Source organism: Citrobacter sedlakii, from assembly GCF_018128425.1.
GTDB classification, from domain to species: Bacteria; Pseudomonadota; Gammaproteobacteria; order Enterobacterales; family Enterobacteriaceae; genus Citrobacter_A; species Citrobacter_A sedlakii.
On record NZ_CP071070.1, the window covers coordinates 4,726,642 to 4,744,518 of the forward strand.

At 53.1% G+C, this 17,877-nt stretch carries 17 protein-coding genes; 16 read left to right on the forward strand and 1 reads right to left on the reverse strand.

Annotated features, from left to right (window positions below):
- Positions 1-2: 2 nt before the first annotated feature.
- On the reverse strand, positions 3-995 hold the full coding sequence (gene asnA, locus JY391_RS22330) for an aspartate--ammonia ligase (protein ID WP_042287349.1): 993 nt from the start codon (positions 993-995) through the stop codon (positions 3-5).
- Between the two features lie 151 nt (positions 996-1,146).
- On the opposite strand from asnA, the gene asnC reads away from it, so the two are divergent.
- From asnC to pstS, 16 genes are all read left to right on the forward strand, one after another.
- Positions 1,147-1,605 carry a transcriptional regulator AsnC gene (gene asnC / locus JY391_RS22335; protein ID WP_000433016.1) on the forward strand — a complete coding sequence of 153 codons (459 nt, stop codon included), beginning with the start codon at positions 1,147-1,149 and terminating at the stop codon, positions 1,603-1,605.
- A gap of 90 nt (positions 1,606-1,695) precedes the next feature.
- On the forward strand, positions 1,696-2,139 hold the full coding sequence (gene mioC, locus JY391_RS22340; RefSeq protein WP_042287345.1) for an FMN-binding protein MioC: 444 nt from the start codon (positions 1,696-1,698) through the stop codon (positions 2,137-2,139).
- A 378-nt stretch (positions 2,140-2,517) separates the two neighbouring features.
- Positions 2,518-4,407 (forward strand): tRNA uridine-5-carboxymethylaminomethyl(34) synthesis enzyme MnmG, encoded by a 1,890-nt coding sequence (gene mnmG / locus JY391_RS22345; protein ID WP_060569953.1) that lies wholly within the window; start codon positions 2,518-2,520, stop codon positions 4,405-4,407.
- 106 nt (positions 4,408-4,513) lie between these two features.
- Positions 4,514-5,137: a 16S rRNA (guanine(527)-N(7))-methyltransferase RsmG gene (gene rsmG, locus JY391_RS22350; RefSeq protein ID WP_211935042.1), complete on the forward strand. Its 624-nt coding sequence runs from the start codon at positions 4,514-4,516 to the stop codon at positions 5,135-5,137.
- Between the two features lie 616 nt (positions 5,138-5,753).
- The gene (gene atpI / locus JY391_RS22355; RefSeq protein WP_042287337.1) at positions 5,754-6,134 is read left to right on the forward strand and encodes a F0F1 ATP synthase subunit I; all 381 of its coding nucleotides are present in this window, start codon (positions 5,754-5,756) and stop codon (positions 6,132-6,134) included.
- A gap of 8 nt (positions 6,135-6,142) precedes the next feature.
- Positions 6,143-6,958 carry a F0F1 ATP synthase subunit A gene (gene atpB / locus JY391_RS22360; protein ID WP_042287334.1) on the forward strand — a complete coding sequence of 272 codons (816 nt, stop codon included), beginning with the start codon at positions 6,143-6,145 and terminating at the stop codon, positions 6,956-6,958.
- Between the two features lie 46 nt (positions 6,959-7,004).
- A complete protein-coding gene (gene atpE, locus JY391_RS22365; protein WP_000429386.1) occupies positions 7,005-7,244 on the forward strand; it encodes a F0F1 ATP synthase subunit C in 240 nt (79 codons plus the stop codon).
- Between the two features lie 59 nt (positions 7,245-7,303).
- Complete coding sequence (gene atpF / locus JY391_RS22370) at positions 7,304-7,774, forward strand: F0F1 ATP synthase subunit B (protein ID WP_003023796.1); 471 nt, start codon at positions 7,304-7,306, stop codon at positions 7,772-7,774.
- A 14-nt stretch (positions 7,775-7,788) separates the two neighbouring features.
- Positions 7,789-8,322 (forward strand): F0F1 ATP synthase subunit delta, encoded by a 534-nt coding sequence (atpH, locus tag JY391_RS22375; protein ID WP_060569954.1) that lies wholly within the window; start codon positions 7,789-7,791, stop codon positions 8,320-8,322.
- A gap of 12 nt (positions 8,323-8,334) precedes the next feature.
- Positions 8,335-9,876: a F0F1 ATP synthase subunit alpha gene (atpA, locus tag JY391_RS22380; RefSeq protein WP_042287327.1), complete on the forward strand. Its 1,542-nt coding sequence runs from the start codon at positions 8,335-8,337 to the stop codon at positions 9,874-9,876.
- A gap of 50 nt (positions 9,877-9,926) precedes the next feature.
- Complete coding sequence (atpG, locus tag JY391_RS22385) at positions 9,927-10,790, forward strand: F0F1 ATP synthase subunit gamma (RefSeq protein ID WP_042287324.1); 864 nt, start codon at positions 9,927-9,929, stop codon at positions 10,788-10,790.
- Positions 10,791-10,816: 26 nt separating this feature from the next.
- The gene (gene atpD / locus JY391_RS22390) at positions 10,817-12,199 is read left to right on the forward strand and encodes a F0F1 ATP synthase subunit beta (protein WP_042287321.1); all 1,383 of its coding nucleotides are present in this window, start codon (positions 10,817-10,819) and stop codon (positions 12,197-12,199) included.
- A 20-nt stretch (positions 12,200-12,219) separates the two neighbouring features.
- Positions 12,220-12,639 (forward strand): F0F1 ATP synthase subunit epsilon, encoded by a 420-nt coding sequence (locus JY391_RS22395; RefSeq protein WP_001251971.1) that lies wholly within the window; start codon positions 12,220-12,222, stop codon positions 12,637-12,639.
- Between the two features lie 311 nt (positions 12,640-12,950).
- Complete coding sequence (glmU, locus tag JY391_RS22400) at positions 12,951-14,321, forward strand: bifunctional UDP-N-acetylglucosamine diphosphorylase/glucosamine-1-phosphate N-acetyltransferase GlmU (RefSeq protein WP_205613148.1); 1,371 nt, start codon at positions 12,951-12,953, stop codon at positions 14,319-14,321.
- 318 nt (positions 14,322-14,639) lie between these two features.
- Positions 14,640-16,469, forward strand: coding sequence for a glutamine--fructose-6-phosphate transaminase (isomerizing) (gene glmS / locus JY391_RS22405; RefSeq protein ID WP_042287315.1), 1,830 nt, complete (start codon positions 14,640-14,642; stop codon positions 16,467-16,469).
- Positions 16,470-16,786: 317 nt separating this feature from the next.
- A complete protein-coding gene (gene pstS, locus JY391_RS22410) occupies positions 16,787-17,827 on the forward strand; it encodes a phosphate ABC transporter substrate-binding protein PstS (protein ID WP_042287304.1) in 1,041 nt (346 codons plus the stop codon).
- Positions 17,828-17,877: the final 50 nt, after the last annotated feature.

The following is a 17,877-nucleotide window of genomic DNA, read 5'->3' on the forward strand; positions in this document are numbered from 1 at the left end:
AATTACAGCAGAGACGAGACGCTTTCACGCACCTGCGCTGGCCACACGCCGCACTGAACCTGACCAATGTGCGGCAGTTGCAGTAACAACATGGTCAGACGGGACTGGCCGATACCACCGCCGATAGTTTGCGGCATTTCACCGCGCAACAGCGCCTGGTGCCACTCCAGGCTCAGACGATCTTCATCGCCGGTCAGTTTAAGCTGGCGTTTCAGCGCGTCGGCATCAACGCGGATCCCCATTGAAGACAGCTCAAAAGCGTCTTCAAGAACCGGGTTCCACACCAGAATATCGCCGTTCAGACCGGCATAGCCCAGATCGGAATCGGAACTCCAGTCGTCGTAATCCGGGGCGCGAACGTCGTGACGATGACCGTCGCTCAGTTTCCCGCCAATGCCGACCAGAAATACTGCGCCCAGTTCTTTGGCGATCGCCCGCTCGCGGCCTTTGGCATCAAGATCCGGGTAACGCGCCAGCAATTCCTGGCTGTGAACAAACTGGATCTGATCCGGCAGGAACGGCGCCAGACCAAACTCTTTGCTTACGGCGGCTTCGGTCGTCTTAATCCCTGCCCAGATCGCCTCTACCGTGCTTTTCAGGGTGGAGAATTGACGCTCGCCGTCACCCATGACGCGCTCCCAGTCCCACTGATCGACATAGACCGAGTGAAGCGGGGAAAGTCGGTCTTCATCCGGGCGCAGCGCTTTCATGTGCGTGTACAGCCCTTCGCCCGCGCTGAAGTCGTGTTGTCCCAGTGTCTGACGTTTCCACTTGGCCAGTGAATGCACCACTTCGAACTGGGCTTCAGGCAACGCCTTCACTTTAACCTGTACCGCTTTTTCACAGCCTGACAAGTTATCCTGCGTGCCATCACCAACCCGGCTGAGAATCGGCGCCTGGACTTCAATCAGACCCAGACGCTCTTCCAACTGGCGAGAGAAGTGCGATTTCACGAAGCTAATTTGACGTTGTTTGGCGATATAAGCGGTTTTCATTGTATTTACTCCTGCGTCCTGTTGCCTCTGATTAAGCAACAGAATGCGGTCATTATTCAATAATCCACAAACAAAAAGCCGTTGCCGATTTTAATTCGATAAAAATCGGGTCTAAAATAGAGTGAATCATTAATCAACATAAGAAAAACCTATGGAAAATTATCAGATCGACAATCTGGACCGCGGCATCCTCGACGCTTTAATGGAAAATGCCCGCACCGCCTACGCCGAACTGGCAAAACAGTTTGGCGTAAGTCCCGGGACCATTCACGTGCGTGTAGAAAAGATGAAGCAGGCAGGGATCATCACCGGCGCACGCATCGATGTCAGTCCTAAGCAGTTGGGTTATGACGTTGGCTGTTTCATCGGCATTATCCTTAAAAGCGCGAAAGACTATCCCTCTGCGCTGGCCAGGCTGGAAAGTCTTGATGAGGTCACTGAAGCGTATTACACCACCGGGCACTACAGCATCTTTATAAAGGTCATGTGCAAATCGATCGACGCGCTCCAGCATGTACTTATCAACAAGATCCAAACAATTGATGAAATTCAGTCCACCGAAACGCTGATCGTCTTGCAGAACCCGATTATGCGCACCATCAAGCCATGAACGGCTTTTTTAATCCCACATTTTTCCACAGGTAGATCCCAGCTCGCTCACAGCGTACAATACCCGCCTCTTTAGATGAGCGAGCGATCCATGGCAGATATTACCCTTATCAGCGGCAGCACCCTTGGCGGTGCGGAATACGTAGCGGAACACCTGGCAGAAAAGCTGGAAGACGCCGGTTTTTCAACCGAAACCCTGCACGGCCCGCTGTTAGAGGATCTCTCGCTCTCCGGGATTTGGCTGATAATCAGTTCCACACATGGCGCAGGGGACATTCCGGACAACCTGGTGCCTTTCTATGACGATCTTCAGGCGCAGACCCCCGATCTCTCACAGGTTCGTTTTGGCGCAGTGGGCATCGGTAGCCGCGAATATGACACTTTCTGTGGCGCAATCGAAAAGATAGAAACAGAAATGAAGGGCGCAGGAGCAAAACAGCTTGGCGAAACGCTGAAGATCAACATTCTCGATCACGACATACCGGAAGATCCAGCGGAAGCCTGGCTGGGATCGTGGATTAATTTACTCAAATAAGTGTAAAGATCGTGCGATCGAGTGTGGATAACTCTGTCAGGAAGCTTGGATCAACCGGTAGTTATCCAAAGAATAACCGTTGTTCAGTTTTTGAGTTGTGCATAACCCTTCATTCTGATCCCAGCTTATACGGACCAGGATCACCGATCATTCACAGCTAATGATCCTTACCAGGTCATTGATCTTACTGGCGGGATCCGGCTTATCCACAGCCTGCCGCGATCCTAATAAGAGATCACAATAGAACAGATCTCTAAATAAAAAGATCTTCTTTTTAATACCCAGGATCCCGGGTCTTTCTCCATCGACTAAAGTTGAGTAGAATCCACCGCCCGGGCTTCAATCCATTTTCATACCGCGTTATGCGAGGCAATTACCATGTTTTATCCGGATCCTTTTGACGTCATTATCATTGGCGGGGGTCATGCAGGCACTGAGGCCGCGATGGCCGCAGCGCGTATGGGTCAACAAACCCTGCTTTTGACACACAATATCGACACGCTGGGGCAGATGAGCTGCAACCCGGCGATTGGCGGTATTGGAAAGGGACACCTGGTAAAAGAAGTGGATGCGCTCGGGGGGTTGATGGCAAAAGCGATCGACCAGGCGGGTATTCAGTTTAGGATACTAAACGCCAGCAAAGGGCCCGCGGTTCGCGCCACGCGCGCCCAGGCGGATCGCGTTCTGTATCGCCAGGCGGTGCGAACGGCGCTGGAGAACCAACCGAACCTGATGATCTTCCAGCAAGCGGTTGAAGATCTGATTGTCGAAAACGATCGTGTGGTTGGCGCAGTAACCCAAATGGGGCTTAAATTCCGTGCGAAAGCGGTCGTTCTCACCGTCGGAACGTTCCTTGACGGCAAAATACATATTGGTCTGGATAACTACAGCGGTGGCCGTGCGGGCGATCCGCCGTCTATCCCCCTTTCCCGCCGCCTGCGGGAACTGCCGCTGCGCGTGAGCCGTCTCAAAACCGGCACACCGCCACGTATTGATGCGCGCACCATTGATTTCAGCGTGCTGGCGCAGCAGCATGGCGACAACCCGATGCCAGTCTTCTCGTTTATGGGCAATGCGGCGCAACATCCGCAGCAGGTGCCGTGCTACATCACCCACACCAACGAGAAAACCCATGATGTGATCCGTAATAACCTCGATCGTAGCCCAATGTACGCTGGCGTGATCGAAGGGATCGGCCCACGTTACTGCCCGTCGATCGAAGACAAGGTTATGCGCTTCGCCGATCGTAATCAGCATCAGATCTTCCTCGAACCTGAAGGACTGACCTCCAACGAGATTTACCCGAACGGCATCTCCACCAGCCTGCCGTTTGATGTGCAGATGCAAATTGTTCGCTCAATGCAGGGCATGGAAAATGCCAAAATCGTCCGTCCGGGTTACGCCATTGAATATGACTTCTTCGATCCGCGTGACCTGAAGCCGACGCTGGAAAGCAAATTCATCCAGGGGCTGTTTTTTGCGGGCCAAATCAACGGTACCACCGGCTACGAAGAAGCGGCTGCGCAAGGTTTGCTTGCTGGTCTTAACGCGGCTCGTCTGTCTGCTGACAAAGAGGGCTGGGCGCCTGCGCGTTCTCAGGCCTACCTCGGCGTGCTGGTGGACGATCTGTGTACGCTGGGCACCAAAGAGCCGTACCGCATGTTTACTTCTCGTGCGGAATACCGCCTGATGCTGCGTGAAGACAACGCCGACCTGCGCCTGACTGAAATGGGCCGTGAGCTGGGGCTGGTGGATGATGAACGCTGGGCGCGTTTTAACGAGAAGCTGGAAAATATTGAGCGTGAACGCCAGCGCCTGAAATCCACCTGGGTAACGCCGACAGCGGAAACCGCGGACGAAGTCAACGCTCACCTGACCGCGCCGCTCTCCCGTGAAGCCAGTGGTGAAGACCTGCTGCGCCGCCCGGAAATGACCTACCAACAGCTTACCGCGCTGACGCCGTTTGCGCCTGCGCTTGACGATGTTCAGGCCGCTGAGCAGGTTGAAATTCAGGTGAAATATGAAGGGTATATCGCCCGTCAGCAGGATGAGATCGAAAAACAACTGCGCAACGAGAACACGCTGCTGCCTGCGACGCTGGATTACCGTCAGGTCTCCGGGCTGTCGAACGAAGTGATCGCCAAGCTTAACGATCACAAACCGGTCTCTATCGGTCAGGCTTCGCGCATTTCTGGCGTGACGCCGGCGGCGATCTCCATCCTGTTGGTATGGCTGAAAAAACAGGGAATGCTGCGCCGCAGCGCATAACGTTTTGAAAAACGCCCGGTGGTGCTACGCTTACCGGGCCTACAAACCCGTAGGGCGGGTTAGCCAGGTGCCACCCGCCACGTAAGCATCTCAACAGGTAATCACCGTGCTCAATAAACTCTCTCGCCTGCTGGCTGACGCTGGCATTTCGCTTACCGATCACCAGAAAAATCAGCTGATTGCGTATGTCGACATGCTGCATAAATGGAACAAAGCCTACAACCTGACCTCTGTGCGCGATCCTAACGAGATGCTGGTCCGTCATATTCTCGACAGCATTGTGGTTGCGCCGCATTTGCAGGGCGAGCGTTTTATCGATGTGGGGACAGGCCCTGGGCTGCCGGGTATTCCGTTGTCCATCGTCCGTCCTGAATCACATTTCACCCTGCTCGACAGCCTGGGGAAGCGGGTTCGTTTCCTGCGCCAGGTACAGCATGAGCTTGCGCTCAAAAATATCACCCCGGTCCAGAGCCGCGTTGAAGATTTCCCCGCTGAACCGCCGTTTGACGGGGTGATCAGTCGCGCGTTCGCCTCACTCAATGACATGGTGAGCTGGTGTCGCCATTTGCCTGGCGAGAATGGCCGTTTCTATGCGTTGAAGGGGCTCCTGCCAGAGGATGAAATCGCCGCGTTGCCTGCGCCGTTCCAGGTTGATTTCATTGTCAAACTGGCGGTGCCGCAGCTGGAAGGCGAGCGTCATCTGGTGGTGATTAAGCCAAATAAAATTTAATTTTTATCAAAAAAATTAAAGAAAAATGGCCCTGTTGCGTGTTAACAGACGGCGTCATTTGGAGCGCGAAAACGGAGTATGCTTAACGCCATCTTCACTGACTGTTAGCACTTGGGTAACGTGGCTTTTTTTGGTAAAGACAAAATTAGTCAACATGGAAAATATCAGCCTGCTAAAAATCGAGGCTACCAATTAAAATGGCATGTTAAGTTTTTATTAAAAATGTCAATGGTAGGTTTTCGAGGTGTAAGCTGCCGTTTTTAAAACAGTGAGTAAATTTAGGCTTAAATATCAGAAAGTTGAAATGGCATCATTTGCCAAGTAAATATATGGCGTCGGGGCGAATATGCTCAATATGTGATCTGAAGCACGCTTTATCGCCAGTGTTTACGCGGCATTTGCAGTTTTGCTTGAACGTTCACAGTTTGGCAAAAAGTGATAAATGTGGCCTGTCGAAAAATATTTAAACATTTATTCACCTTTTAGCTACTTATTGTTTGAAATCACGAGGGCGCACCGTATAATTTGTCCGCTTTTTGATGCTTGACTCTAAGCCTTAAAGAACGTTTTATACGACACGCGGCATACCTCGTAGGGAGCAGGAGTTAAAAACGTGATGTCTGTGTCGCTCTTGAGTCGAAACGTTGCTCGTAAGCTTCTGTTCATTCAGTTTCTGGCGGTAGTGGCAAGTGGATTGCTGTTCAGCCTCAAAGACCCCTTCTGGGGCACTTCCGCATTTTGCGGAGGTATGGCAGTCTTTCTGCCTAACGTGTTGTTTATGATATTTGCCTGGCGTCACCAGGCGCATACACCTGCTAAGGGCCGAGTGGCCTGGACGTTCGCCTTCGGTGAAGCCTTCAAGGTGTTAGCGATGTTGATATTGCTGGTGGTGGCGCTGGCGGTTTTGAAGGCGGTTTTTTTGCCGCTGATCGTTACGTGGGTTTTGGTGCTGGTGGTTCAGATACTGGCGCCGGCTGTAATTAACAACAAAGGGTAAAAGGCATCATGGCTTCAGAAAATATGACGCCGCAGGATTACATAGGACACCACCTGAACAACCTTCAGCTGGACCTGCGTACATTCTCGCTGGTGGATCCGCATAACCCCCCAGCCACCTTCTGGACGCTCAATATTGACTCCATGTTTTTCTCGGTGGTGCTGGGTCTGTTGTTCCTGCTTATGTTCCGTAGCGTGGCCAAGAAGGCAACCAGCGGCGTACCAGGCAAGTTTCAGACCGCGATTGAGCTGGTGATCGGCTTTGTGCATGGTAGCGTGAAAGACATGTACCATGGCAAAAGCAAGCTGATTGCGCCGCTGGCCCTGACGATCTTCGTCTGGGTATTCCTGATGAACCTGATGGACTTACTGCCTATCGACCTGCTGCCGTACATCGCGGAGCACTGGCTCGGTCTGCCGGCACTGCGTGTGGTCCCGTCTGCTGACGTGAACATCACCCTGTCTATGGCGCTCGGCGTATTTATCCTCATTCTGTTCTACAGCATCAAAATGAAAGGCATCGGCGGCTTCACGAAAGAGTTGACGCTGCAGCCGTTCAATCACTGGGCGTTCATCCCTGTCAACTTAATCCTTGAAGGGGTAAGTCTGCTGTCCAAACCGGTTTCTCTCGGTCTGCGACTGTTCGGCAACATGTATGCCGGTGAGCTGATTTTCATTCTGATTGCTGGTCTGTTGCCGTGGTGGTCACAGTGGATCCTGAATGTGCCGTGGGCCATTTTCCACATCCTGATTATTACGCTGCAAGCCTTCATCTTCATGGTTCTGACGATCGTCTATCTGTCGATGGCGTCTGAAGAGCATTAATTTACCAACACTACTACGTTTTAACTGAAACAAACTGGAGACTGTCATGGAAAACCTGAATATGGATCTGCTGTACATGGCTGCCGCTGTGATGATGGGTCTGGCGGCAATCGGTGCTGCGATCGGTATCGGCATCCTCGGGGGTAAATTCCTGGAAGGCGCAGCGCGTCAACCTGATCTGATTCCTCTGCTGCGTACTCAGTTCTTTATCGTTATGGGTCTGGTGGATGCTATCCCGATGATCGCTGTAGGTCTGGGTCTGTACGTGATGTTCGCTGTCGCGTAGTAAGCGTTGCTTGAATTAAGAGCAATATCAGAACGTTAACTAGATAGAGGCATTGTGCTGTGAATCTTAACGCAACAATCCTCGGCCAGGCCATCGCGTTTGTCCTGTTCGTTCTGTTCTGCATGAAGTACGTATGGCCGCCGTTAATGGCTGCCATCGAGAAGCGTCAAAAAGAAATTGCTGACGGCCTTGCTTCTGCAGAACGAGCACATAAGGATCTTGACCTTGCAAAGGCCAGCGCGACCGACCAGCTGAAAAAAGCGAAGGCGGAAGCTCAGGTAATCATCGAGCAGGCGAACAAACGCCGCGCTCAGATCCTGGACGAAGCCAAAACGGAAGCAGAGCAGGAACGTACTAAAATCGTGGCCCAGGCGCAGGCGGAAATTGAAGCCGAGCGTAAACGTGCCCGTGAAGAGCTGCGTAAGCAAGTTGCTATCCTGGCTGTTGCTGGCGCCGAGAAGATCATCGAACGTTCCGTGGATGAAGCTGCTAACAGCGACATCGTGGATAAACTTGTCGCTGAACTGTAAGGAGGGAGGGGCTGATGTCTGAATTTGTTACGGTAGCTCGCCCCTACGCCAAAGCAGCTTTTGACTTTGCCGTCGAACACCAAAGTGTAGAGCGCTGGCAGGACATGCTGGCGTTTGCCGCCGAGGTAACGAAAAACGAACAAATGGCTGAGCTTCTCTCTGGCGCGCTGGCGCCGGAAACGCTCGCTGAGTCGTTTATCGCAGTATGCGGTGAGCAACTGGACGAAAACGGTCAGAACCTGATTCGGGTCATGGCTGAGAATAACCGTCTGAACGCGCTCCCGGATGTTCTTGAGCAGTTCATTCACCTGCGCGCCGCGAGTGAGTCTATCTCTGAGGTAGAAGTCACGTCCGCGACCGCACTGAGTGAAGAACAGCTTGCGAAGATTAGCGCTGCGATGGAAAAACGTCTGTCACGCAAAGTTAAGCTGAATTGCAAAATCGATAAGTCTGTAATGGCAGGCGTAATCATCCGCTCGGGTGATATGGTCATAGATGGCAGCGTACGCGGCCGTCTTGAGCGCCTTGCAGACGTCTTGCAGTCTTAAGGGGACTGGAGCATGCAACTGAATTCCACCGAAATCAGCGAACTGATCAAGCAGCGCATTGCTCAGTTCAATGTTGTGAGTGAAGCTCACAACGAAGGTACTATTGTTTCTGTAAGTGACGGTGTTATCCGTATTCACGGCCTGGCCGATTGTATGCAGGGTGAAATGATCTCCCTGCCGGGTAACCGTTACGCTATCGCATTGAACCTGGAGCGCGACTCCGTGGGTGCGGTGGTGATGGGTCCGTACGCTGACCTCGCCGAAGGCATGAAGGTGAAATGTACGGGTCGTATCCTGGAAGTTCCGGTAGGCCGTGGCCTGCTGGGCCGTGTGGTTAACACCCTGGGTGCGCCAATCGACGGTAAAGGTCCGGTTGAGCACGACGGCTTCTCTGCAGTTGAAGCTATCGCTCCGGGCGTTATCGAACGTCAGTCCGTCGATCAGCCGGTACAGACCGGTTATAAATCCGTTGACGCCATGATCCCAATCGGTCGTGGTCAGCGTGAATTGATCATCGGTGACCGTCAGACCGGTAAAACCGCGCTGGCAATCGACGCCATCATCAACCAGCGTGATTCCGGCATCAAGTGTGTTTACGTCGCTATCGGCCAGAAAGCCTCCACCATCTCTAACGTGGTGCGCAAACTGGAAGAACACGGCGCGCTGTCCAACACCATCGTGGTGGTCGCGACCGCGTCTGAATCTGCCGCACTGCAATACCTGGCGCCGTATGCCGGTTGCGCAATGGGCGAATACTTCCGTGACCGCGGCGAAGATGCGCTGATCATCTATGATGACCTGTCCAAACAGGCTGTTGCTTATCGTCAGATCTCCCTGCTGCTCCGTCGTCCGCCTGGACGTGAAGCATTCCCGGGCGACGTATTCTACCTCCACTCCCGTCTGCTGGAACGTGCTGCGCGTGTTAACGCCGAATACGTTGAAGCCTTCACCAAAGGTGAAGTGAAAGGGAAAACCGGTTCTCTGACCGCGCTGCCGATTATCGAAACGCAGGCAGGTGACGTTTCCGCGTTCGTTCCGACCAACGTAATCTCCATTACCGATGGTCAGATCTTCCTGGAAACCAACCTGTTTAACGCCGGTATTCGTCCTGCGGTTAACCCCGGTATCTCCGTATCCCGTGTAGGTGGCGCAGCGCAGACCAAGATCATGAAGAAACTGTCCGGTGGTATTCGTACCGCGCTGGCGCAGTACCGTGAACTGGCAGCATTCTCCCAGTTCGCCTCTGACCTTGACGATGCAACCCGTAAACAGCTTGACCACGGTCAGAAAGTGACCGAACTGCTGAAACAGAAACAGTATGCGCCGATGTCCGTTGCGCAGCAGTCTCTGGTTCTGTTCGCGGCAGAACGTGGTTATCTGGCGGATGTAGAACTGGCGAAAATCGGTAGCTTCGAAGCCGCTCTGCTGGCTTACGTCGACCGTGATCACGCTCCGTTGATGCAAGAGATCAACCAGTCCGGTGGCTATAACGACGAAATCGAAGGCAAGCTGAAAGGCATCCTCGATTCCTTCAAAGCAACCCAATCCTGGTAACGTCTGGCGGCCTGCCTTAAGGCGGGCCGCAAGGCATTGAGGAGAAGCTCATGGCCGGCGCAAAAGAGATACGTAGTAAGATCGCAAGCGTCCAGAACACGCAAAAGATCACTAAAGCGATGGAAATGGTCGCCGCTTCCAAAATGCGTAAATCGCAGGATCGCATGGCGGCCAGCCGTCCTTATGCAGATACCATGCGCAAAGTGATTGGTCACCTTGCGAACGGTAATCTGGAATATAAGCACCCCTATCTGGAAGAACGCGACGTTAAGCGCGTGGGCTACCTGGTGGTGTCGACCGACCGTGGTCTGTGCGGCGGCTTGAACATTAACCTGTTCAAAAAACTGCTGGCGGATATGAAAGCATGGTCCGATAAAGGCGTTCAGTGCGACCTCGCAATGATCGGCTCAAAAGGCGTGTCTTTCTTTAACTCCGTTGGCGGCAACGTTGTCGCCCAGGTAACGGGCATGGGGGATAACCCTTCCCTGTCCGAACTGATCGGCCCGGTTAAAGTGATGTTGCAGGCCTACGACGAAGGCCGTCTGGACAAGCTGTACATTGTCAGCAACAAATTTATTAACACCATGTCTCAGGTTCCAACCATCACTCAGATGCTGCCGTTACCGGCTTCAGAAGATGATGAACTGAAACGTAAAGCCTGGGATTACCTGTACGAACCAGACCCGAAAGCGCTGCTGGATACCCTCCTGCGTCGTTATGTGGAATCTCAGGTTTATCAGGGCGTGGTAGAAAACCTGGCCAGCGAGCAGGCCGCCCGTATGGTGGCGATGAAAGCCGCGACCGACAATGGCGGCAGCCTGATTAAAGAGCTGCAGTTGGTATACAACAAAGCTCGTCAGGCCAGCATTACTCAGGAACTCACCGAGATCGTCTCGGGGGCCGCCGCGGTTTAACCAGGTTATTTCGTAGAGGATTCAAGATGGCTACTGGAAAAATTGTCCAGGTAATCGGCGCCGTAGTTGACGTCGAGTTCCCTCAGGATGCCGTACCGCGCGTGTACGACGCCCTTGAGGTACAGAATGGTAATGAGCGTCTGGTGCTGGAAGTTCAGCAGCAGCTCGGTGGCGGTATTGTACGTACCATCGCCATGGGTTCTTCCGACGGTCTGCGTCGTGGTCTGGAAGTAAAAGACCTTGAGCACCCGATCGAAGTCCCGGTAGGTAAAGCAACGCTGGGTCGTATCATGAACGTACTGGGCGAACCAGTAGACATGAAAGGCGACATCGGTGAAGAAGAGCGTTGGGCTATCCACCGTGCCGCGCCGTCCTATGAAGAGTTGTCTAACTCTCAGGAACTGCTGGAAACCGGCATCAAAGTTATCGACCTGATGTGTCCGTTCGCGAAGGGCGGTAAAGTCGGTCTGTTCGGTGGTGCGGGCGTAGGTAAAACCGTAAACATGATGGAGCTGATCCGTAACATCGCGATCGAGCACTCCGGTTACTCTGTGTTTGCGGGCGTGGGTGAACGTACTCGTGAGGGTAACGACTTCTACCACGAAATGACCGACTCCAACGTTATCGACAAAGTATCCCTGGTGTACGGCCAGATGAACGAGCCGCCTGGAAACCGTCTGCGCGTCGCACTGACCGGTCTGACCATGGCTGAGAAGTTCCGTGACGAAGGTCGTGACGTTCTGCTGTTCGTCGATAACATCTATCGTTACACCCTGGCCGGTACGGAAGTATCCGCACTGCTGGGTCGTATGCCTTCAGCGGTAGGTTATCAGCCGACTCTGGCGGAAGAGATGGGTGTTCTGCAGGAACGTATCACCTCAACCAAAACCGGTTCTATCACCTCCGTTCAGGCGGTATACGTACCGGCGGATGACTTGACTGACCCATCACCAGCCACCACCTTTGCGCACTTAGATGCAACCGTGGTACTGAGCCGTCAGATCGCGTCTCTGGGTATCTACCCGGCCGTTGACCCGCTGGACTCCACCAGCCGTCAGCTGGACCCGCTGGTGGTTGGTCAGGAGCACTACGACACCGCGCGCGGCGTCCAGTCTATCCTGCAACGTTACCAGGAACTGAAAGACATCATCGCCATCCTGGGTATGGATGAACTGTCTGAAGAAGACAAACTGGTGGTAGCTCGCGCACGTAAGATCCAGCGCTTCCTGTCCCAGCCGTTCTTCGTGGCGGAAGTATTCACCGGTTCTCCGGGTAAATACGTTTCTCTGAAAGACACCATCCGTGGCTTTAAAGGCATCATGGAAGGCGAATACGATCACCTGCCGGAGCAGGCGTTCTACATGGTCGGTTCCATCGACGAAGCCGTGGAAAAAGCCAAAAAACTTTAACGCCTTAATCGGAGGGTGATATGGCAATGACTTACCACCTGGACGTCGTCAGCGCAGAGCAACAAATGTTCTCTGGTCTGGTCGAGAAAATCCAGGTAACGGGTAGTGAAGGTGAACTGGGTATTTACCCGGGTCACGCCCCGCTGCTCACCGCCATTAAGCCTGGTATGATTCGCATCGTTAAACAGCACGGTCATGAAGAGTTTATCTATCTGTCCGGCGGCATTCTTGAAGTGCAACCGGGTAGCGTGACCGTTCTGGCTGATACCGCGATTCGCGGCCAGGATCTCGACGAAGCGCGAGCTCTGGAAGCGAAGCGTAAGGCTGAGGAGCACATTAAGAGCTCTCATGGTGACGTGGATTACGCTCAGGCGTCTGCGGAACTGGCCAAAGCGATCGCTAAACTGCGCGTTATCGAGTTGACCAAAAAAGCGATGTAACACCGGCTTGAAAGCATAAAAACCAGTCTCTTTGCAGGCTGGTTTTTTTTTGCCTGGGAAACAGGCGTCAGGCGCGATCTTTCTTTATGTCTCAAAAAAATAGCAAAAACATCGTGCTAACGCTTTAATCAAGGTTCGACGCGACTTTTCACAAGACAAAAACCGCGTCAATGGTCGAAAATGTCGCTCTCGCCGTCGGAGAAAGTCCGATAATGAGCGTTTTATCTTCTTCCCATTTCACGCTGAAAAAAATGTAGTATTTTCAAAGTGAAACGGTATAAATTCGTTCTCAAATTACAGTCAGGACGCGTATGTTGAACAAAGCTATGAGCGTAGTGATCCTTGCCGCAGGCAAAGGCACACGTATGTATTCCGATCTTCCTAAAGTGCTGCATACCCTTGCCGGTAAAGCGATGGTCCAGCATGTCATTGATGCGGCGAATGAATTAGGCGCTTCTCAGGTTCACCTGGTCTATGGACACGGTGGCGATCTGCTTAAAAAGACGCTGAAAAATGACAATCTTAACTGGGTACTCCAGGCTGAACAGCTGGGAACCGGCCATGCGATGCAACAGGCCGCGCCCTTCTTTAGTGATGACGAAGACATTTTAATGCTCTACGGCGACGTGCCGCTGATCTCCGTTGAAACGCTGACCCGACTGCGCGACGCCAAACCGCAGGGCGGCATCGGCCTGCTCACGGTTAAACTGGATGACCCAAGCGGTTACGGGCGCATTACGCGTGAGAACGGTCAGGTTACCGGCATTGTTGAACATAAAGACGCCACCGATGAACAGCGACAGATCCAGGAAATCAACACCGGTATCCTGATTGCTAACGGCGCGGACATGAAGCGCTGGCTGGCGAAACTGAACAATAACAATGCGCAGGGTGAGTACTACATCACCGATATTATTGCGATGGCGTACCAGGAAGGGCGTGAAATCGCCGCCGTGCACCCGGCTCGCATCAGTGAAACCGACGGTGTGAACAACCGTCTGCAGCTTTCCCGACTTGAGCGTATTTACCAGTCCGAGCAGGCGGAAAAGCTGCTGCTGGCAGGTGTGATGTTACGTGACCCGGCGCGTTTCGATCTGCGCGGCGTCCTTAATCACGGGCGCGATGTTGAAATTGATACTAACGTTATCATCGAAGGGAATGTGACGTTAGGTCATCGCGTGAAGATTGGCGCGGGCTGTGTGATTAAAAACAGCGTTATTGGCGATGATTGCGAAATCAGTCCCTACAGCGTGGTGGAAGATGCGCATCTGGAAGCGGCCTGCACCATTGGCCCGTTCGCACGTCTGCGTCCAGGAGCGGAGCTGCTGGAAGGCGCGCATGTGGGCAACTTTGTTGAAATGAAAAAAGCGCGTCTGGGCAAAGGCTCTAAAGCGGGTCATTTGACCTATCTGGGCGATGCGGAAATTGGCGACAATGTGAATATCGGCGCGGGGACGATTACCTGCAACTACGATGGCGCGAACAAATTTAAAACTATCATTGGCGACGATGTCTTTGTCGGTTCTGACACGCAGCTGGTGGCGCCGGTGAGCGTAGGCAAAGGAGCGACCATCGCCGCAGGAACGACCGTGACGCGTGATATCGCGGATAACGAGCTGGTGCTGAGCCGCGTGCCGCAGGTTCATAAGCAAGGCTGGCAGCGTCCGGTGAAGAAAAAGTGATTTTGTCGGCCAGATAAGCGTTAGCGATATCCGGCAGACACGGGATGAGGCGATAAAAATATATCGCCCGCCAACATGCAGTACCCATAAAAATAACCCCACTCTCTACAAGGCTCGGGGCGCCCGGAAAGACGGGTTTTATCTTAAGGATTTCGCATTGTGGCAAAGCGGCAAGCGAATAAGTCAATGGGAGCTTATCTGAGTAAGTGACCATGGCGAAAGCGTGCGGCCAGCACAGCCACGGCGTGAAAGACGAAGGATAAATACAGGTCGAAAGACAACGAGAGGCATAATGCCTGGATTCGGAATCAAAAAAATATGTGTGGAATTGTTGGCGCAATCGCGCAGCGTGATGTAGCTGAAATCCTTCTCGAAGGTTTACGTCGTCTGGAATACCGTGGTTATGATTCTGCGGGTCTGGCGGTAGTGGATGCGGAAGGTCATATGACCCGTCTGCGTCGTCTGGGTAAAGTGCAAATGCTGGCGCAGGCTGCGGAAGAACACCCGCTGCATGGCGGTACCGGCATTGCTCACACCCGCTGGGCAACGCACGGCGAACCTTCAGAAGCAAACGCGCATCCGCATGTTTCTGAACACATTGTGGTGGTGCATAACGGCATCATTGAAAACCATGAACCGCTGCGCGAAACGCTGAAAGCGCGCGGCTACACCTTCGTTTCTGAAACCGACACCGAAGTGATTGCTCACTTAGTGCACTGGGAGCTGGAACAGGGCGGTACGCTGCGGGAAGCGGTCCTGCGGGCGATCCCGCAACTGCGCGGCGCATACGGCACAGTGATCATGGATACCCGCCAGCCGGATACGCTGCTGGCGGCACGCTCGGGTAGCCCGCTGGTGATCGGACTGGGAATGGGCGAAAACTTCATCGCCTCCGATCAGCTGGCGCTGCTGCCCGTGACTCGCCGCTTTATCTTCCTTGAAGAAGGCGATATCGCGGAAGTGACGCGTCGTAGCGTCGCTATTTTTGATAAAACCGGTGCGGATGTGCAGCGCCAGGATATCGAATCCAGTCTGCAATATGACGCGGGTGATAAAGGTATCTACCGCCATTACATGCAGAAAGAGATCTACGAACAGCCGAATGCGATCAAGAACACCCTTACCGGACGTATCAGTCACGGTGAAGTGGATCTGAGCGAGCTGGGACCGAAAGCCAACGAACTGCTGGCGCAGGTTGAGCACATTCAGATCATCGCCTGCGGCACATCTTACAACTCCGGTATGGTTTCTCGTTACTGGTTTGAATCGCTGGCAGGCATTCCTTGCGATGTCGAAATTGCCTCAGAGTTCCGCTATCGCAAATCCGCCGTACGTCGCAACAGCCTGATGATCACCCTGTCGCAGTCGGGCGAAACGGCGGACACGCTGGCTGGCCTGCGCCTGTCGAAAGAGCTGGGCTATCTGGGCTCGCTCGCTATCTGTAACGTGCCGGGGTCATCGCTGGTACGTGAATCGGATCTGGCGATGATGACCAATGCCGGTACTGAAATTGGCGTGGCGTCGACCAAAGCGTTTACCACGCAGTTAACCGTTCTGCTGATGCTGGTGGCGAAACTGGCGCGTCTGAAGGGACTGGATGCCGCTATTGAGCATGACATCGTGCACGGCCTGCAGGCGCTGCCGAGCCGTATTGAGCAGATGTTGTCGCAGGACAAACGCATTGAAGCGCTGGCAGAAGACTTCTCTGACAAGCATCACGCGTTATTCCTGGGGCGCGGCGATCAGTATCCGATTGCGCTGGAAGGCGCGCTGAAGCTGAAAGAGATCTCTTATATCCATGCGGAAGCGTACGCGGCAGGCGAATTGAAGCACGGTCCGCTGGCGCTGATTGACGCGGACATGCCGGTTATTGTGGTGGCTCCGAACAACGAACTGCTGGAAAAACTGAAATCCAACATCGAAGAAGTCCGGGCGCGTGGCGGCCAATTGTATGTTTTCGCCGATCAGGATGCGGGCTTTGTCAGCAGCGACAACATGCACATTATCGAGATGCCGCATGTCGAAGAGGTGATCGCCCCTATCTTCTACACCGTTCCGCTGCAACTGCTGGCATATCACGTGGCGCTGATTAAAGGCACCGACGTGGACCAGCCGCGTAACCTGGCAAAATCGGTTACCGTAGAGTAAAACCAGAATGCCCCGCGAAAGCGGGGCTTTTTTTCTTCATTGTTCTGTTTTTCATCAATTCTCCTGCCGTTTAACTGTGACAAATCGTCATCTTCAGCTATTTTTTTCAGTGTCACAGAAAGAAAATTTTTCTGAAAACAGACTGTCATGTTAATGGCTAACTTACTGAAATATATTGGTTAAATTAACTGGCTTTATGTGAAATTTTCATTGTCATAAAACTGTCATATTTCGTACATTTAACTGTCACCTGTTTGTCCTATTTTGCTCATCGTAGCCACTTAACAATGATTTACGAAAATCTTGCAGGAGACATTATGAAAGTTATGCGTACCACTGTCGCAACTGTTGTCGCCGCGACCTTATCCATGAGCGCTTTCTCTGTATTCGCAGCAGCAAGCCTGACAGGCGCAGGTGCAACTTTTCCTGCGCCGGTGTATGCCAAATGGGCCGATACTTATCAGAAAGAGACCGGTAGTAAGGTTAACTACCAGGGTATCGGCTCCTCCGGTGGTGTTAAACAAATCACAGCAAATACCGTTGATTTCGGTGCTTCTGATGCGCCGTTGTCTGACGAAAAACTGAACCAGGAAGGCCTGTTCCAGTTCCCGACCGTGATCGGCGGCGTGGTGCTGGCGGTAAACATTCCGGGTCTGAAATCGGGTGAACTGGTACTGGATGGTAAAACCCTGGGCGATATCTACCTGGGTAAAATCAAGAAGTGGGATGACGAAGCCATCACCAAACTGAACCCGGGTCTGAAACTGCCTTCGCAGAATATCGCCGTGGTTCGTCGTGCTGACGGTTCCGGTACTTCCTTCGTCTTTACCAGCTACCTGGCGAAAGTGAACGAAGAGTGGAAAACCAAAGTGGGTTCTGGCTCTACCGTGAACTGGCCGACCGGTCTGGGCGGTAAAGGTAACGACGGTATCGCCGCATTTGTACAGCGTCTGCCGGGCTCTATTGGTTACGTTGAGTACGCTTACGCGAAGCAAAACAACCTGGCTTACACCAAGCTGATTTCTGCCGATGGCAAACCGGTTAGTCCGACGGAAGAGAGCTTCTCCAACGCGGCGAAAGGCGCAGACTGGAGCAAATCTTTCGCTCAGGATCTGACGAACCAGAAAGGTGACGATGCGTGGCCAATCACGTCCACCACCTTCATCCTGGTCCACAAAGAGCAGAAGAAACCTGAGCAGGGCGCAGAAGTGTTGAAGTTCTTCGACTGGGCTTACAAAAATGGCGGCAAACAGGCGAACGACCTGGACTACGCCAGCCTGCCAGACAGCGTGGTTGAGCAGATTCGTGCTGCATGGAAGACCAACGTGAAGGACAGCAGCGGTAAAGCGCTGTACTAAATACCCGCATATTGTGAGTCGCAGCGGTATTGGCTGCAGCTCGAATTATT

Coding starts and splice junctions, on each gene's coding strand:
- asnA (WP_042287349.1), bottom strand. CDS start 995: ATGAAAACCGCTTATATCGCCAAACAACGTCAAATTAGCTTCGTGAAA.
- asnC (WP_000433016.1), top strand. CDS start 1,147: ATGGAAAATTATCAGATCGACAATCTGGACCGCGGCATCCTCGACGCT.
- mioC (WP_042287345.1), top strand. CDS start 1,696: ATGGCAGATATTACCCTTATCAGCGGCAGCACCCTTGGCGGTGCGGAA.
- mnmG (WP_060569953.1), top strand. CDS start 2,518: ATGTTTTATCCGGATCCTTTTGACGTCATTATCATTGGCGGGGGTCAT.
- atpI (WP_042287337.1), top strand. CDS start 5,754: ATGTCTGTGTCGCTCTTGAGTCGAAACGTTGCTCGTAAGCTTCTGTTC.
- atpB (WP_042287334.1), top strand. CDS start 6,143: ATGGCTTCAGAAAATATGACGCCGCAGGATTACATAGGACACCACCTG.
- atpE (WP_000429386.1), top strand. CDS start 7,005: ATGGAAAACCTGAATATGGATCTGCTGTACATGGCTGCCGCTGTGATG.
- atpH (WP_060569954.1), top strand. CDS start 7,789: ATGTCTGAATTTGTTACGGTAGCTCGCCCCTACGCCAAAGCAGCTTTT.
- atpA (WP_042287327.1), top strand. CDS start 8,335: ATGCAACTGAATTCCACCGAAATCAGCGAACTGATCAAGCAGCGCATT.
- atpG (WP_042287324.1), top strand. CDS start 9,927: ATGGCCGGCGCAAAAGAGATACGTAGTAAGATCGCAAGCGTCCAGAAC.
- atpD (WP_042287321.1), top strand. CDS start 10,817: ATGGCTACTGGAAAAATTGTCCAGGTAATCGGCGCCGTAGTTGACGTC.
- JY391_RS22395 (WP_001251971.1), top strand. CDS start 12,220: ATGGCAATGACTTACCACCTGGACGTCGTCAGCGCAGAGCAACAAATG.
- glmU (WP_205613148.1), top strand. CDS start 12,951: ATGTTGAACAAAGCTATGAGCGTAGTGATCCTTGCCGCAGGCAAAGGC.
- glmS (WP_042287315.1), top strand. CDS start 14,640: ATGTGTGGAATTGTTGGCGCAATCGCGCAGCGTGATGTAGCTGAAATC.
- pstS (WP_042287304.1), top strand. CDS start 16,787: ATGAAAGTTATGCGTACCACTGTCGCAACTGTTGTCGCCGCGACCTTA.